Annotated in this window: 12 protein-coding genes, 1 pseudogene and 1 CRISPR repeat array; of the genes and pseudogenes, 10 read left to right on the top strand and 3 right to left on the bottom strand. The window is 66.8% G+C overall.

All coding sequences use genetic code 11. The annotated features are described in order from the left end of the window. Nucleotides 1-31 precede the first annotated feature (31 nt). A CRISPR array of direct repeats spans nucleotides 32-917; the repeat unit is 28 nt; unit sequence GTCTTCCCCGCGCACGCGGGGGTGGTCC. 119 nt (nucleotides 918-1036) lie between these two features. After that, complete coding sequence (locus VJT49_RS15375) at nucleotides 1037-1882, bottom strand: NAD(P)-dependent oxidoreductase (RefSeq protein ID WP_324165491.1); 846 nt, start codon at nucleotides 1880-1882, stop codon at nucleotides 1037-1039. 227 nt (nucleotides 1883-2109) lie between these two features. After that, complete coding sequence (locus VJT49_RS15370) at nucleotides 2110-3399, bottom strand: aminopeptidase (protein ID WP_324165490.1); 1290 nt, start codon at nucleotides 3397-3399, stop codon at nucleotides 2110-2112. Nucleotides 3400-5092: 1693 nt separating this feature from the next. Here VJT49_RS15370 and VJT49_RS15365 point away from each other — a divergent pair. The 10 genes from VJT49_RS15365 to VJT49_RS15320 all read left to right on the top strand — a co-directional run bounded on the left by VJT49_RS15365 (nucleotide 5093) and on the right by VJT49_RS15320 (nucleotide 15710). Next, nucleotides 5093-6169 (top strand): YcaO-like family protein, encoded by a 1077-nt coding sequence (locus VJT49_RS15365; RefSeq protein ID WP_324165489.1) that lies wholly within the window; start codon nucleotides 5093-5095, stop codon nucleotides 6167-6169. A gap of 16 nt (nucleotides 6170-6185) precedes the next feature. After that, nucleotides 6186-7433: a hypothetical protein gene (locus VJT49_RS15360; protein WP_324165488.1), complete on the top strand. Its 1248-nt coding sequence runs from the start codon at nucleotides 6186-6188 to the stop codon at nucleotides 7431-7433. Further along, nucleotides 7430-9082, top strand: a complete 1653-nt coding sequence (locus tag VJT49_RS15355; RefSeq protein ID WP_324165487.1) for an alpha/beta hydrolase family protein — start codon at nucleotides 7430-7432, stop codon at nucleotides 9080-9082. The genes VJT49_RS15360 and VJT49_RS15355 overlap by 4 nt, the downstream gene beginning before the upstream one ends. 23 nt (nucleotides 9083-9105) lie before the next feature. Then, the gene (locus tag VJT49_RS15350; RefSeq protein WP_324165486.1) at nucleotides 9106-9678 is read left to right on the top strand and encodes an O-methyltransferase; all 573 of its coding nucleotides are present in this window, start codon (nucleotides 9106-9108) and stop codon (nucleotides 9676-9678) included. Then, the gene (locus VJT49_RS15345; protein WP_324165485.1) at nucleotides 9665-11044 is read left to right on the top strand and encodes an FAD-binding oxidoreductase; all 1380 of its coding nucleotides are present in this window, start codon (nucleotides 9665-9667) and stop codon (nucleotides 11042-11044) included. Before VJT49_RS15350 ends, VJT49_RS15345 begins: the two co-directional genes overlap by 14 nt. Then, complete coding sequence (locus tag VJT49_RS15340) at nucleotides 11041-11979, top strand: hypothetical protein (protein ID WP_324165484.1); 939 nt, start codon at nucleotides 11041-11043, stop codon at nucleotides 11977-11979. The genes VJT49_RS15345 and VJT49_RS15340 overlap by 4 nt, the downstream gene beginning before the upstream one ends. A gap of 9 nt (nucleotides 11980-11988) precedes the next feature. Then, the gene (locus VJT49_RS15335; protein WP_324165483.1) at nucleotides 11989-13287 is read left to right on the top strand and encodes an MFS transporter; all 1299 of its coding nucleotides are present in this window, start codon (nucleotides 11989-11991) and stop codon (nucleotides 13285-13287) included. Further along, complete coding sequence (locus VJT49_RS15330; protein ID WP_324165482.1) at nucleotides 13284-13910, top strand: VOC family protein; 627 nt, start codon at nucleotides 13284-13286, stop codon at nucleotides 13908-13910. The genes VJT49_RS15335 and VJT49_RS15330 overlap by 4 nt, the downstream gene beginning before the upstream one ends. Nucleotides 13911-14694: 784 nt before the next feature. Further along, nucleotides 14695-15015, top strand: coding sequence for a hypothetical protein (locus VJT49_RS15325; RefSeq protein ID WP_324165481.1), 321 nt, complete (start codon nucleotides 14695-14697; stop codon nucleotides 15013-15015). A gap of 278 nt (nucleotides 15016-15293) precedes the next feature. After that, nucleotides 15294-15710 (top strand): hypothetical protein, encoded by a 417-nt coding sequence (locus VJT49_RS15320; protein ID WP_324165480.1) that lies wholly within the window; start codon nucleotides 15294-15296, stop codon nucleotides 15708-15710. Here the strand turns inward: VJT49_RS15320 and VJT49_RS15315 are convergent. Continuing rightward, a pseudogene (locus VJT49_RS15315) lies at nucleotides 15662-16192 on the bottom strand (AMP-binding protein); the annotation flags it as partial. The gene VJT49_RS15320 and the pseudogene VJT49_RS15315 overlap by 49 nt on opposite strands. Nucleotides 16193-16437: the final 245 nt, after the last annotated feature.

Genomic DNA, 16437 nt, shown 5'->3' with positions numbered 1-16437 from the left:
GACCGAACCAGCAGAGGATGGAACCGGTGGAGTCTTCCCCGCGCACGCGGGGGTGGTCCCGCGATCATCGGGCCGAACAGTTGACACAGGGCGTCTTCCCCGCGCACGCGGGGGTGGTCCCTGGGTGAGGATCGACTGGATTTGGCTGTGATCGTCTTCCCCGCGCACGCGGGGGTGGTCCCGACGTCTGTCCACGTTTCGTGGAGTGGTGGCCAGTCTTCCCCGCGCACGCGGGGGTGGTCCGAAACTGGCCTGTGGCTGCATCTCCCACGATCCGTCTTCCCCGCGCACGCGGGGGTGGTCCCAACAGCGTCGGGAAGTTCCTGGTCTGCTATGAGTCTTCCCCGCGCACGCGGGGGTGGTCCCAGCGGAACCCCGGCTGTGGCGAGCCAGTGCGGGTCTTCCCCGCGCACGCGGGGGTGGTCCCTTCCCCAAACGTCACCACCGATGAGGAGGCAAGTCTTCCCCGCGCACGCGGGGGTGGTCCCCCTATGATCTGTCGGCAGTAGTGGATTACTGGGTCTTCCCCGCGCACGCGGGGGTGGTCCGGCCAACGCCGAGCGTCGCGCCGCACGGTTCGGGTCTTCCCCGCGCACGCGGGGGTGGTCCGTCCACGAGATCGTCAACCGCGTCCTGAGGGACGTCTTCCCCGCGCACGCGGGGGTGGTCCCGGCCGACGTGGCTGCCTACTATATGGCGTCCATGCGGTCTTCCCCGCGCACGCGGGGGTGGTCCGAGGACATCAACAAGACCATCGGTGTTGACGTGGTCTTCTCCGCGCACGCGGGGGTGGTCCGTTGGCGCTTGACGTAGGACGTGCCGCCGGTGTGTCTTCTCCGCGCACGCGGGGGTGGTCCGGTCGTGTCGTGGAGGGCGCCGCGCATTAGCTTGTCTTCCCGCGCACGCGGGGGTGGTCCGGACATCCGATCGTTGATCAGGCGTCTACGGAAGTCTTGATGTCGGCCCACCCCACCATCTCGGATCGCCACCTCGCCGAGCCCCCCGGCGTGTGGTCACGGCGCCGCCGAGGTCGTGGTCAGGTTCCCCGGAGGTGGCTTACGATTGCGCTGACGTTCTCGTCCGCCAAGCCATCCCGTGCCGCCGCGCCGAAGCGCCCATGCGCCCCCGAGACGACCCCGTCCGGCACCCCGCCGGCGGAAAGCGCGAGGCGCAGATCCTTTTCGGCGAGTCCGAGGGAGAAGTGGGTGGGCCCCGGTTCGGCGAGCTTGGCGCGCACGTGCGGAATCAGCGGGCTGATCACCGTGCTCTCGAGCGCGGTCAGCGCGAGTTCGGTGTCGACGCCGAGCCGGTCCGCAAGAGTCAGGGCCTCGCCGACCATCACGTATGAAACCCCGAGAGCAATGTTCACGAGCAGCTTGACCGACGCGCCGGCGCCGAGCGGTCCGACGTGCTGCACCTTCCCCAACGTGGCGAGGACATCGGCGGCCGCGGCCACATCATCGCGCGAGCCTCCTGCGAAGATGCCCAGCTCTCCGGACTCCGCGGCGGGCAGGCTGCCCTTCACCGGCGCGTCGATGAGCCGAATCCTGTCGGGAAGTCGCTTGCGGAGATCCGCCACCGCGTCCGGTCCTATTGTGGACATCTCGACGACGAGGGCATCGCCATCGAGCCCCGTGGCCGCACCATGATCGCCGAGAAACACCTCGTTGACGGCGTCGGGGCCGGTCAACATCGAAATGACCAGTTCGGTCCCCGCGACCGCTTTCGCCGGTGTGTCGGCGGTACCTGCGCCAGCTTCGGCCAGCGGTGCGGTTCGGGCCGCCGTTCTGTTCCACACGGTGACGTCATGACCCGCCGCGACCAGTCGAGCAGCCATGCGAGAACCCATTCGGCCCAGTCCAAGAAACGCGATTCGAGACATGGGCGTAACAGTACTCTCCGGAGAACCGCAAGCTCCATCTCTCGCGGCATGGACCGTGTCGTGAAGGTGCTCGAGGTCGTCGAATGTCCCGAAGTTTCTTTCGTGACAACACTTTTCGCGAGTCGCGCACCGACCGGGGGCATCACGCGGAAGCGGTCGACCGTTTGCTTGGAAAGCGCTTGCCGAATTGCTGCCAGACATCTCCCTGGTCACTCGACTGGGACTCGTCAGTAACTCAGTTGCCACTCGTCGCCGCGCAGCAGCGGAATCGCCACGCCATCTGTCTCGATGCCGTCCACCTCCACATCCGGCCCGCCCACCATGAAATCCACGTGCACGCTGGACTGGTTGATACCCATTGCCTTCAGTGCCTCCGGGTCGTCCGCCGGGGCGTCCTTCACCGCGAACGGCGCGCCGTTGCCGAGGGCCAAGTGGCACGTCGCGTTCTCGTCAAGGAGTACGGTCCGGAAGAGCAGGCCGAGTTGGCCAACCCGCGATGTCCCGTCAACCAGGGCGACCTCTCCGAAACGGGTGGCACCCTCGTCGCTGGCCATTATCTGGTGTACCACCTTCTCGCCCGCGGACGCGCTCGCCTCCTTCACCTGGCCGCCCGCGACGCGCAGTGTCAGGTCGTTCACCTCGACGCCGGCAACGTACAGCGGACGTGTGGCCCGGACAACGCCCTCGGCGCGGCGGAGGTCCGGTACCGTGCCGATCTCCTCGGTCGGAAGGTTGGGTAGATGCTTCTGACCCCATACGGTCTCGAAGACCGCAGCTCCCCAGCGTGCGGCCTGCAGTAGGCCCACTGTCAGGTCAGTGCCAGGGCCGCGGAAACGAATGGCGTCGAAGTGTCGCTCCGTTATCGCCTGTGCGCGCGTTTCCAGCCGCGCCATGTGCTCCTGCCAGGCCGCGACCGGATCCGGTTCGTCCAGCCGCACCACCCGTTCGATCGCCTCCCACAGCCGGTCGACGTCGGGTTCGCCGAACACCGCGTCAGCCCAGCCTTCGGTCGGGCACGCGATGATCGACCAGGAGACCGTGCGCTCGTTGAGGCCGCGCAGGTGGGCCTTGCGCACATCCAGCGCGACCGCGCGTGCGACACGGCCACCGTCGAGGCCGGCCATCGTGTTCGGGTCCGGGTCGCCGACAATGAGGACGCGGCACATGTTCTTACGCATCGCCTCTTCGAGCCGCATGACCTGCCAAGGTGGCGACCACCCAAGACCGTCGTCGGCACCGAGTTCGACCTGCGCACGCATGAGCTGCTGATCGTTGTACTGGACATCTACGTAGCGGGCTCCCGCCGCGTACGCCGCGCGCGCCACGCTGCGTGCGAGCGGCGCATGCTCAACTGCTGCCTCGACCAACAGGTCCTGACCAGGCCGGAGGCACACTCCGACCTCCACTGCCAATGTCGCGTAACGGTTCAGCCGCTCGTCTGCGCTTGCCATCCGACCACCATTCTTCTGTGGTTCCTCCAGGAAGAGAAACTCGAAACTTTTTCTGGTTGACCGCATCCTTACATTGGTCAGCCAACGCCTCGATCATCGCATGAGCATCCCTGATGGCCATAGCCGCCGCCCCAACGATCTCGGCCATGACCGCAGATCAGGCCTTTCCGGAGGTGGTCGAATGTTTCGATAGCGAATAGTTAGCCCATCTGGGCGAGGTAGCTGACGCCGTTCGCCCTATTCAGGCGGGAGCAGGTGCAAATCTGGACATGAGCGGTTAGTGCCTTCGTGTCATCGTCGCGCGCATTGTCCAGGGCCGCATCAGGGTCGGCCATGATGATCATTTGTGACTGACAGCGACAGTTCCGGCGGCTCGTCGGGGAATCATGAAAATATTTCTCCGGTCGGCGACATGGAGATCGTGTGGCCGGCATGTCCAGGACGTAGTTCATCGGATATGCCGTGCCACGGCTCGCCGTCGTCGTCCATCGCGGATATTTTCGACGGAGCGCGAGTATGACGTTTCGGGCTCTGCTGCAAATATTGGGACGGTGATGGACCGGTGGAGCCGTCGAAATCGGATCCATGGGCTGGTGTTCTGCTGGCCGCATTGTCGGTCGCGATTTTGGCGGGCGCCACGAAACTTCCGGTGGACCGGTGATCAGATCGCTGACCTTGCACGGTCACCGCCGGAGGTGATGTTGTTTTCGTTATGTGTTCGGGTGGTCGAGCAAACGCACGCATGATCCGTCGAGGCGGGAGGAATATCGACGCCGGCGAGGTGGATCGGGCGATCGGCACGTGGCCCTCCACAAGAGGTGCCCGCGGTGACGGCGAGAGGTTGTGCTCGCCCCTGAAGGGGGTCGACGTGGTTCTCCGCGGTGATCCACGGGGTGGTGGAGCAGGTGGCGGCGGGTAGACGCGCTGCTGGAAGCGATGTCGGCCGAGTCCCTGGAGCGGGCGGCGGTGATCATGGATGCCGCGCGCACGCAGTGGGAAACCACGGAAACGGGTCGGGAAAGGAAATCGGCTTCCGCTGCCGGATCCGATTTCCGCCACCCATGCCGAAAAGTCTCTGACCATGTCGTGCGGGAACCTGGCCACGCCCGGATCAAAAATGGGGGCCTGGGTCGCCGGCGCCACCGGAGCCGGCTTCCCTCATATTCGGCAGGTTATCGCATAGAATGGAGTGAATTCACCCGTACCGGAATCCGGATCGGCCGAGAACGTGTATTGATCGCAACCGGCGGCGGCATCAACCTACACTTTTGTTGCCAGTGTCGGGAACCGAGGGACATAAGTCACCAAATTCTGCGGCGTCGCCTGGTAAGCAGATGTCCGACAGGCCGGAACCGGAAACGAGTCACCGGCCGCGGTCAGGCTCCGAGACATGACAACCAGCCGCAGTGTTCACCACGGCGAAGTGCCAAAATCAAGAAATCCGCAGAATAGATATCCCACCACAAATACAACTCACCGCTACTGACTACCCAGTGTGACAACCGTTAGTCGACCTTGACGGGACTCCGGCGCGCTGCCTACTATCGGCGTTGCGGGAGGTTTCCCCAATATGGCTTCTCTGGGGGTGCCTGACGCGTGTTCGCAAGGTAAGATGAATTCCACCATTTGGAGGATGTTATGGACGTCATCGAGTTCGAGCTGGACATCGTCGAGGACGAGCAGGACTTCCCGGTGCTTCTCTGCACCTCTTACTAGGAGGTACGCTCTTCTAGAGCGTAATTGAAAGGTACGTGGACGGGTGGATCTGGGACAGATCCACCCGTCCTTCAGGAACGGAGCAGCATTTTCTGTGACCGCCAGGCCGATCCTCAACGATCAACTGTTCCTCGCGTTGGATTACGTGGAAGTCCCGTCGGGTCGTTTCGCGGGTGGTGCCTGCGACGACTCGCCAGAAGGCGCCATGGTTCGTGCGCGTAGCGAGGCCACCGAGCGGGCGAGTTTGATCGAGAACGGTCCCCTCATGGTGATCTCTCGGGATGAAGCGTTGGCGCGTGGTCTTTGTCTGTTCACCCCGCACGACATCCTCGACGATGCTGATGACTGGGTTCCGGCCCGGCGCGCCACGACAGGTGAGGGTGCCGGCGTACCGGCGGATACCGCCCTGCTCGGGCGGGTGAGTCCTGGGATGCGGGTCCTCCCGTGGCGGCAGAGTTCGGTCGGCACGGCCGCACACCCCGACCGGGACACGGCTGGTACCAGTGGGATTCTCGAATGCCTGGAGCGGTACGCGATAAGGCGCGTGTGGACTGGGACCGCGACGTTGGAATCGGCGACAGAGCGACTCAGGGACTTGATGCCGCCCGTGCTGGCCATGGCGTTCGCGGACCGGCAGCTCGTCGTCCACGCCTGGAGCGTGCCTGAGATGGCTCCGGTCCATGTCACCCTGGTATTGGTCGGTCGAAAGGATCGTGCTCAGGCGACCTTCGGAGCCGGCGCGGGATTCGAGGAGGACCGCGCGCTGTTGCACGCGTTGCACGAGGCCGTGATGGTACGAGCGTCCTTGGGTAACCGTGCCAACCGGAACGAGCGCGAGTACCAGCGCGGTGCCCGCTCGGCCAGTCACCAGGAGGTGTTCCTGACCTATCTTCGTAACCTGGAGCGGCCCGCCGACGAAAGCGAGGCCACGAATCGGGTTCCGATCACGCCATCCGATCTGCCGGTGCTCGTTGAAGAACGCTTCGGTGTCGCGCCGCTGCTGATCGACGTGCCGTCGCTGAACGCCGATGCCGTCGTCAAGGCAGTCATACCGTCGGCGGAGTTCTTGACCCCGCGAACTGGCGGCGACTACATCTGCGCGCCGGGCTACCTGGACTAGAAGAGGGGACTCAACGATGACTTCGACCGTCGAGAGGCGCCCGGCGCTGCCCGACTATCCGCGGGCCGAGAACATGGCGCTGGGCACGATAGATCTTTCCGATGCCAACCGGACGATGGTGCGGCGGCGGCGCGAGCTGTGGTCGACATACCTACACTGCACTCACCGGCAAGAGGCGGCGGTGGCCACGCAGTTCGCTCCGTTGCTGCTCGACGTGATCCTCACCCGCTCCGACGGAGGGCTCCCGGTCGTCCCCGGCTCGCACTACCCACCCGGCTTCCGCCGGCAAGTCCTCGGCCACACGGCATTCCCGGAAGACGCCATCGGGCTCCGGTTGAGTGCCAAGGACGAGAGCGGGCTGCCATTTCTGGAGGAGCTGCGAGCCATGCTCCTGCCCGACTCGAACGTTTCGCCGCCGACCCTCAGGTCGCTGGCGCAGTTGCTCAACGTGCTGGGCTTGTTCGGCGTCTCCGCCAAGGCTCTCGGTGACCGGGTCGCCGCCAGCGGCGACCCGGTGCTCGCCTACGAGGTGGCCCGCTCGTTCTACGGGCTCGTCTCCGACCCCGACAAGGCGATCAAGCCGTTCCACAGCCTGGCCGCGGAGACCGGTAACCCCCCGGGGCTGCGGCTGAGCGCCTATGGGCGGTTGCTCGCGCACTACTGCCGGCGGGATCGTGACCTCGACACCTGCGCCGCGGTGGCCGAGGACGTACAGCCGCTGATCGACAGCGCCCCGGCCGAAACCTTCGACATCCGCATGTACATCAGCCGCACTCATCGGGCCCTGGCCCTGTACGCGGTGCGCCGGCGCGACATGGCGGCCGTCGCCGAGAACATGCAGGTCGCCATCGACCTCGCCAGGGGGCTGAGCGCCGAGGCGAGCACGCCGGCAGAGAAGGTGGCGGCCGCTCAGAACGAGCGGTTGAGCCTGGAGGCCAGCCTCAAGGCGTTCATCAACTCCAAGGGCCGGGCCATGGTCATCGACATCGAGCCGGAGGCGGCGGTCGACAGGTTGCTCGAACTCGACCCGTGGGATGCCTACACGCAGCTCTATACGGGCGACACGCTGTGGATGCTCGGCCGGGACGAGCGCGCCCTCGAATGTTTCATGACGGGCGGCTCGCTCGGCACGTTGCCCGGTGCGCTGGCTGCCGCGCGCGCCGGCGCCGCGTTCAGCCAGCTGGGCCGGAAGGAAGAGGCGGAAAGGTGGTCCGCCGTGGCCGCGGAGCTTGACCCCGCCGCGGCGGCGGGAACGACGACATGACGGAAGCAACCCAGCTTCTGATGGATCTGCCGGATCGCTCGGACGACATCATCAGCGGGCTGTCCGACGCGTTCCGGCAGTCCCAGGTGGACTACCTGCCGAACTCGGTTTGCTGGCACCGTGACCGGTGGCTGATCTCCACCGACATGTGGGGGGATCGCAGGCTGGGGGAGTTCGATCCGAGCACGCGTGCCTGGGCCGAGTTCCCAACGCCCGCTGGCTGGATCCGCCGGCCCATGTCGGTCGATGGTGACCACCTTTGCCTGATGCGGCACGACCATCATGCCGACTACGGCCAGCAGTTCGCCTTTCGCGATGGTCGCTGGGACGTGATCGAGGAGGGTGTCGACGAGTCCACGATCACCGACTGGGACGGTCGGCTGCCGGCTCGTCGCAGCCCTGAGGGCAATGCGACGGCCTGGGCCCTCGGCGGCGAGGCGGTCCATATCGTGCCCCAGCCGGACGGCAAGTCGGCGATAACCGGCCCTGGGTGGAAGATCCCGGTTCCGCGGGGCGTCACACTGTCGCATCTGTCGCCGTCACCGGACCGCGACGCGGTGCTCGCCGTGATCCGCAGCGGCGGCAACTATCAGATCATCGTGTTCTCGTCCGAGACGGGCCGGCCATTGAGCTCGCAGCCCCTGCGGAAAGTCGTGCTACCGACCTCCGCCTGGTTGGACGACACCCGCGTCGTGCTTTGCGCGGAGGAGTGGCCGAGCGTCGTTCCGTACGTCTGGGACTGGTCGACCGGGAGTGTGGACCGGATCTGGGCGCCCTGTGCGGTCGGAACCGTCCGGTCCGTGGCCGCCACGCCGGACGGCACGTGCGTGGCGGCGGTCGCCACTCCGGTCGCGCAACGCGCACTGAAGCTCCTCAACGACACGTCCCCGCTCGAGCGGGCGACGGCCAGTGGCGAGGTCCGCAGCGTGGTCGTGCGGCGGGGAAGCCAACTGCTGCCGTGCATGGTTCACGAGCCGCTGGTCGCCTGCCGCGGGACCACGTTCTTCGTCCCTGGTGGCCCACACATACCAGTCTGGGGCGAGTATGCGTCGCTGGCGAGGGCGCTCAACGAGGTAGGTTGGCGGGTCGTGCGGGTCAACCTGCGCTCCAGCGGCCTGCGCCAGCCCGAGTACCGGCCGGAGAAACCGGTTCAGTTCGGAGTTGACGACATGGCCGACCTGTGCGCGGTGATCGACGAGCTCGCCGACGGTCCGGTGGTCACCATGGGAATGAGCTATGGCGGCTACATCTCGGCGCTCGCGGGCGAGTTGTCGGACCGCTGTGTCGGCGTGGCGATCCTGGGTGGCTTTCTGCACCACGACGACCTGGCTGAGACGGCACATCCTGGCGTGCGTCAGTTCGCCGAGTTCGCGTTCCAGAACCGCGAACCACTGCGGGCCGACCGGCTACGCAAGCGCTATTTCGTCGCGCACGGCGAGCTGGACACCCGAATTCCGATGCCTGCGGTGCTGAGGCACCTCAGCCGGATGGACCAGGAACCGACGTTCTTGCCGCTCGACGGCGAGGGCCATGCCATCCGCACCGATCGCGGGGCCCGCCTGGCCTATCCGGCGCTACTGCACTGGATGGACGAGATACGCGACGGTTTCGTAGGCCGTAGCGTCCGAACTGACGTGGAGGAAGTGTGAGTGAGCAAGTGACCGTCCCACGGTTGGTCGAGGCCGCCGAGAAGCGCGCCATGGAAGAAGACTTCCACATGTCCAGCAGCCGCGATACGGGCCAGCTGCTGCGCACGCTCGCCGCGAGCAAACCGGGCGGCCTGCTGCTGGAGCTGGGAACGGGCGTCGGCGTCGGCGCGGCATGGCTGCTGGACGGCATGGACCGCAGCGCCCGGCTGATCACCGTGGAGGTACATCCCGAGGCGGCACAGATAAGCAAGGAGATGCTGGCCTCCGACACCCGTGTCGAGGTGCTGCATGCCAACGGCATCGAGTGGCTGGAGGAGTATGACGGCCCGCTTTTCGACCTGATCTTCGTTGACTGCAGCCGACTGAAGTACGAGCAGCGGTCGCTGACCTTGTCCCGGCTCGCCCCGGGTGGCATGTTCGTCTGCGACGACGTCATCTGGCAGCCCACCTGGGATCCCGAGTTGCGGCCGAGCAAGGACCGGGTCGACAAGTTCCGGGTGGAGATCTTCGACGATCCAGGGATCCAGGTGACCCTGATGGACTGGGGTCCGGGCATTTGCATCGCCAGCCGGATCGCGGGCGATGCCAGCATCTGAAGACGGCTTCGAACTGCGCGAGGCGCTCAAGCCGGGGTTCGGCGGGACGGTCATCGATCGGTGGCATCCCGGGTACGACCACGCACGAGGCGTCTGGAACGCGTTGGTCGACCGGCGGCCGGCACTGATCGCGCGCTGCTCGAGCTTGGCGGACGTGGTCGACGCGGTACGTGTCGCCGCGGCGCACCGTCCGCCGGTGAGCATCCGGGCCGGCGGCCACCAGATCGCCGGAAGTGCGGTGTGCGACGACGGGCTCGTGATCGACCTGTCGGCGATGAGAGGCGTTGATGTGGACCCGGTGCGCCGGACCGCTCGGGTGCAGGCCGGTGTCACGGTCGGCCAGTTGGACCGTGAGACGCAGGCCTTCGGGCTGCTCGTGCCGGGAGGGGATGTGACGGACACCGGCGTGGCCGGCCTTTCCCTGGGCGGCGGTATCGGCATGCTGGCGCGGGCATACGGCCTGACCTGCGACCACCTGCGCTCGATCGAGATCGTGACGGCGGACGGGCAGGTCCGGACGGCGGGTCCGGATGAGCATGCGGATCTCCTCTGGGCGGCGCGCGGCTGTGGCCGCGGGCTCGGGGTCGTCACCAGCCTGGAGTTCGACCTCGCCGCCCTCGGGCCGATGGTCTCCGTCGTCGAGGTGTACTACCCGTGGGACCGCGCGGAGTTCGTGCTGCAGGGCTGGCGCGACGCGGTGGAGGCCGTGCCGGACACGGTCACGCCGATGGCGGTCCTCCGCAGCATGCCACGGTATCCCCAGGCGCCGGTCGAGTCGCACGACACGCCGGTCGTCGGCGTCGGGGCGGTCTACGCCGGCCCACCCGCGGAGGCGCAGGCAGCGCTCGCACCGCTACGCCAGCTGGACACCCCTGTGCTCGATGTGAGCGGGGTCGTCCGTTACGAGCAGTCGGCGAGCCCGCCCGCGGGGGTGATGCGGGCCTTCATGAAGTCACACTTCCTGGACGAGCTCACCGACGACGCGATCCGGACCCTGCTCGACCAGCAGGCACGGTGGACCGGCACGGGCGCCGAGCTGGTGATCCGCACACTGGGGGGCGCGGTCCGACACATTCCGCAGGACCAGAGCGCGTTTCCGCACCGTGCGGCGCGATTCAACCTCAATGTCAACGCGATGTGGCGCGACGCGGGGCTCGACGATGTGATCCTGACCTGGTGCCGGTCGAGTTGGACGGCGCTGCGGCCGCACGCCAACGGGGGCGTCTATCTCAACTTCTCGGGCCTGGCCGACGAGGCCGAAATCGTGCGTGAGGCCGTATACGGCCCCAGCGCGCCCCGGCTGGATGCGATCCGCACCGCTCATGACCCCGAGGGGCTGTTCGCGTGGGCGGCCCGCCAGCCATGACCTCTCGCGCTGACCGCGTCCTCGCCCGACTGATGGAGGCGTACGAGCGGGACGACCTGACCCGGGTCGACGCACTGGCGTCGCAGCTGGGAACCACGCACCCCGAGCTGCTGGTGTGGTCGACGTACATCCGTGCCGGTGTCATGGCACTGCGCGGTGAACCGGACGCCGGCCTGCGCCTGCTCGCCGACGCCGACGAGCGCGGCGGCTGGTGGAGCCCGCAACTGCTGGCCGATCCCGCTCTGGCCACCATCTGGTCGCTCGACGCGCGGCGCATCCGCACCAGGTCGGAGCGGCGCTGGCGCGCGGCGCAGGCGCGCGCCGAGGTGAGTTGGGAGGTCGTCCGTCCGTCCACACCGCCGGCCGCAGTGGTCATCTCCTTGCACGGCAACGGTCCAGCGCCCCCGGATCTCTTCGCCTCGTTGTGGACCGAGCTCGGGTCCTACGCCGCGTTCCTGGCGCGCTCGCCGCAGTTGGTCGCGTGCAATGTCTACGAATGGCGCGACCGCGAGCGCTCCATCGCCGACGTCCAGGTCGTGGCGCGGGCTGCCCGGGCTGAGTACGGACCCGCGGTGCCAGTGGTCCTCGCGGGGCTCGGCGCCGGCGGCCGGATCGCTGTCGAGGCGACTCTCACCGGGGCCGTGGCGGCGGCCGGCGCGGTGGTGTTCGCCCCGCACCTGCGGCCGCTCGACACCGACGTGCTGACCGAGCCCCGCATCTGTATCTTCCCTGGCGGAACACAGGAGTCGACAGCTTCGTGTGAAAGCTTCGCCGAATGGGCTCGGGGACACGGGATCGACTGCACTCTCCGTTACCAGGACGGGATGGGGCACGCGTTCCCGGTGCGTTTCGGTGCGACAGTCGCCGACATTCTCGTGGCGATTCTTGACAAGGATCCTATCGTCGCGGGTGAAGATTCACTCGCCGGTTCGTAAGGGGGTTGCATGGCGGCAGCTGCGGATGCGAGTAGGCCAGGCGTCTGGGAGACATTCCGTGACTCGCCTGCTGCCGCAAAGACGATCATGGTCGGCGTCATCGTCAACCGTCTCAGCAGCTTCCTCGTGATCTTCCTGGTGTTGTACGTAACCGCGCGCGGCTACTCGACCTCGCAAGCCGTGTTCGCACTCGGCGCCTACGGAGCAGGCGGGGTCGTGGGCTCGCTGATCGGCGGCGAGCTGTCCGAACGATTCGGGCCGCGAAGCACGACGGCGATGAGCATGGGCATCAGCGGCCTGCTGACCGCGTTCATGCTGGTTCCGGTCGCGTATCCACTGCTGGTGGTGGCCAGCGTGCTGGTCGGAGTCAGCTCGCAGATCTTCCGGCCGGCCTCCGCCACGTTGCTGTCGGACCTCACCCCCGACGACAACCAGGTGATGATCTTCGCGATCTGGCGTTTCGGCCTCAACCTCGGCGCGGCCGCGGCGCCGATGCTCGGCTTCGCCCTCTATTACCTGGATGACAAGCAGTACACGCTGGTCTTCCTGAGCGAGGCGGTGATCGCTGTGGCGTACGCGGTGGTGGCCTGGCTGCTGCTGCCGTCCCGGGCGGTGGCACGGGACGTGGCCGAGCCCGCGGAGTCCGACGCCACGAGCGTCTCCGGCCGCGGCGGCTATCTCGCCGTACTCCGAAACCACCGCTATGCCCTGTTTCTGCTGGTGGCCCTGGTCCATACCATCGTGTACCAGCAGTATCTGTCCACGCTGCCTCTCACCGTGAACGCGGCGCACCTGGACATCTTCTGGTACACGCTTGCGGTGTCATTGAACGGCGCGGTGGTGATCGCGCTCGAGCTACCGGCGACGAAGGTGATCCAGAGGCTGCCGATGCGGCTGTCGATCGCCCTCGGCCTCGCACTCGTCGGGATCGGCGTCGGGATCTACGGGCTGTCGATGGTGCCGCTGGTGATACTGAGTGGCACGCTGCTGTGGACTCTCGGCGAGATCGTGAGCGCGCCGTCGCTGTTCGCCTACCCGGCGGTCGTCGGTGCCGGGCGTCTGAAGAGCCGTTACATCGGAAGTTTCCAGTTCGCGTTCGGCCTCGGCAACACCATCGCCCCACTGGTCGGCGGCTGGTTGTTCCTCTACATCGGGACATCGGCACTGTGGCCGCTTCTCGGCGCGGTCGAGGTGTTGGTCGCGGTGGCTATTCTCGGTCTGGTCCGCGAGCCGGCGAAGGCGTCGCCAGCAGCCGCCGAAGAGCCGGCCAGCGGAGTGAGTGGTGAGACGTCGGCAGGAGCGACATGATCGATCATCTTCTCTATGCCACGCCGGATCTCCAGGCCAGCGTTGACGACCTGAACCGGCGGTTCGGCGTCCGCCTGTCCCCCGGTGGACGGCACTTCGACCTCGGTACCCGCAACTTTCTCGCCGATCTCGGCGACCGTACGTATCTCGAAGTGTTGGGGCCCGACCTGGACCAGCCGAAGCCGGCGGGTGAGCGGCCGCTCGGCATCGACCGCTTGACTCGGCCGCGCTTGGCCACCTGGGCAGCGAGGGTGGAGGACCTGGACGAGACCGTTCGGACGGCCACCGCGCACGGGCACACGTATGACCCCATCGTGGAGATGGCCCGTGACCGGGAGGACGGTGTCCGCCTCGAGTGGCGGGTGGCCGTCCCGGCCGACGGGCAGGCATTCGGCGGAATCGTCCCGTTTCTCATTCAATGGGACAGCGACCCATACGCCGCGGAGCTGTCGACCAAAATCGTTCGGCTGGTGTCGTTCAGGTTGTTCCATCCTCAGGCCACGGCGGTACGGCAACACCTGGCCGTGCTCGGCCTTGCGGACTCCGTCGCGGTGCGGCAGGCGACGGAGCCTTCGTTGCTGGCGGTGCTGAGGACTCCGGCAGGAGAAGTCGAGTTGAGCTGATGCCTCGGGCGGATCCGCCGAGCCGTTTTCTGTGAACTGGGGGATGCGGGGGCGCGGGTGTTGCCTGGCCTGGGGTGATCGGTCCTGTGAAGGGATCGTTCAGTCTGGTCGAGAAAGCACCCGCGAGAGGTGATTGTGCCATGCCGCGGTCGCCACCCTGCACACGCAATCCACCAGACAGCGCGACAACCCGCCCTCTGGCCACTGACCACCATGCGCCCACGGGCCCAACCGGAGACCACAGTGGACAAGGCCGGCCTCCAAGCCGGCGGATAACACACGCCCACAACCACCGAAGATCAACAAAACACCCCTTCGGAAATGATCAAGCCGATTCGATCGATGGACCCGGGCTGATGGCGATGCGAGCGCAGACTTTTCCCAAACAATGACAAGCGCTCCCCGCTTCGGGTCTTCGTTCGGCTTCACCTCGATGGCTCCAGCGTCGCCGCGGGCTACCGACCGGGTGTGCCATTTCCCGGCCAGTTACCGGCCAGTGCCCTGGGCACGGCGACCGATCTGCGTGATCGTGGACGTGCAAGCACAGGATGCCGCGAATGGGAACCAGTGGGTGACCGCCGGCTGGACGCCGCATCCGTCTGCGGACGGTCGAGCCCAGGACGACCAAACGGCGGTGTTTCCGCGCCTTCCGCGTCCTCGGGGCGGCAGTGTGAGCAACAGGTAAACCGAATTCGCCTTATCCAGAGGAGATTCATGATGCGCAAGTCATTGGCCGCACGTCAGGCTTTCCGCGGCCGCAATTCTGGCGCTCGGTGGAATTGCCGTGAGTACCGCGGCCGCGGCGGAGGCGGCTACCGCCGCACGGACCAAAACGATGATTGTGCACCAGCGTGGTCCGTACATCGCCAACCTGTGCCTCAAGAACATCACCAAGCACAACACCGAACAGTGCACCGGAAACATCCCGGACGGCTCGAACCGCGATCTCACGGTGCCATACGACTCCGGTGACACCGTCGAATTCATCGTCACGGTCGTTGCCGGCCACAACGCGTACTACTCACCCATCGCCGACCGCGACAAGAACTGCTGGGCCAGAGGCACGAGCCTCGCGCCGATCGGCTACTGCCGAGTCGACACCTGACGTGTGGATGCCCCTGGTGTTCGTCCAGCGCCGACTGGTCCGGACCAGGGCACGCCTGCCATCCGGCGATCTCGGCGAGCACCCGACCTCCCGGATCGGGGCGAGCGACGGCATCCACACACCCCCCGGATCTGCCGTCAGGCGCACCGTTCTTTTCTGAGACGGTCGAGCGCCGGGAGACGCCGGGCATCACCTGGCGGCAGATCAGACGAGGAACACCAAACCCGTGGCGCCGGCGCCACGAGCTCCACATCCCCACTACTGATGAGGAAATTCGCATGACGAATTCAGCCCAGGCCCGGCTCGGGCCGATCATCACACTGGTTGCCCTGATCGCCGCGGTGTTATCGCTGGCCGCTCCTGGATCGGCGATGGCTTCGGCTCAGGCCGGAAAGAGGACGGTCTGGGTGCACCAGCTCGGCCCCTACGTGGCGAACATGTGTATCAAGAACGTCACGAAAAACAACATCGAAACCTGCACGGGCAGAGTCACGGCGGGCTCGGAGAGGGACCTGCAAATCCCGTACAACTCAGGTGACAGGGTCGAATTCATTGTGGCCGTTGTCGCCGGGCACAACGCGTATTACTTTCCCGCCGAGCGCGACCAGAACTGCTGGGCCAAGGGCACCAGCCTGAGCCCCATCGGCTACTGCCGAGTAGGGAGCTGGCGGCCCGAGAACGGCTGGGCAAGCTGACCAAGATGGTCGTCGAGTCCGCCCCAGAAGGCGAGATCGACGACCATCTTGGTTACGCCACGCCGGTTGCGGGCCACGGCCACGGGCAGAACGCCCGAACGGCACAGTGGTGGCCGGGCGGGACGGTCCTCCGGGACAGGAGCCGGCCTGACCGCGAGAAAGCCGGTCCAGTCGAGTGCTCCCGGCACGGTCTCGGCGCCGTGCGTGACGACGGCCCGCAGGCGTTCCTCGCCGCCGGCACGGACCGCCGCATCGCGTCCCACCGGCCCGGTCACGACGGCCACCACGCCCGCGCCGGCGAACTGATCGGCCATCTCGCGCGCGGTCAGCTGGCGGGATGTCGCGACCGTGCCGACCCCGGCGAGCAGCCCGGCGACGTGCGCGACCAGGGTCGTGGCCGCATTGTCGCCGACCACGGCGATGCGCTCGTCCTGGCCGGGCGCTATGGCAAGGAAGCGAGACGCCGCGCGCTCGACCTGCTCGGCGAACTCGCGCCCGGGTTTACGAAGTCGAAGTCAAGAAACTCGGCCGCACTTGTTTTTGGAGAATGTCTCAAGAAAGAGGAGCCCGTGCCGCTCTTCGACGTCGACGAAGCCCTCGCCGAGATCGTGGCGCGCTCCGCGCCGATCGAATCGGCTTCGCCCCCGATCTGTATGCCGACCTGGGGCTCACCGGCGCACAGACCGGGGCCTGCGTGCGGACCTGCTCGCATCGACCCCGCTGGGCA

This window comes from Amycolatopsis sp. (assembly GCF_035276945.1).
GTDB lineage: Bacteria > Actinomycetota > Actinomycetes > Mycobacteriales > Pseudonocardiaceae > Amycolatopsis_E.
The sequence above is the reverse complement of the archived record's forward strand: the minus strand, read 5'-3'. Positions and strand labels throughout refer to the sequence as shown.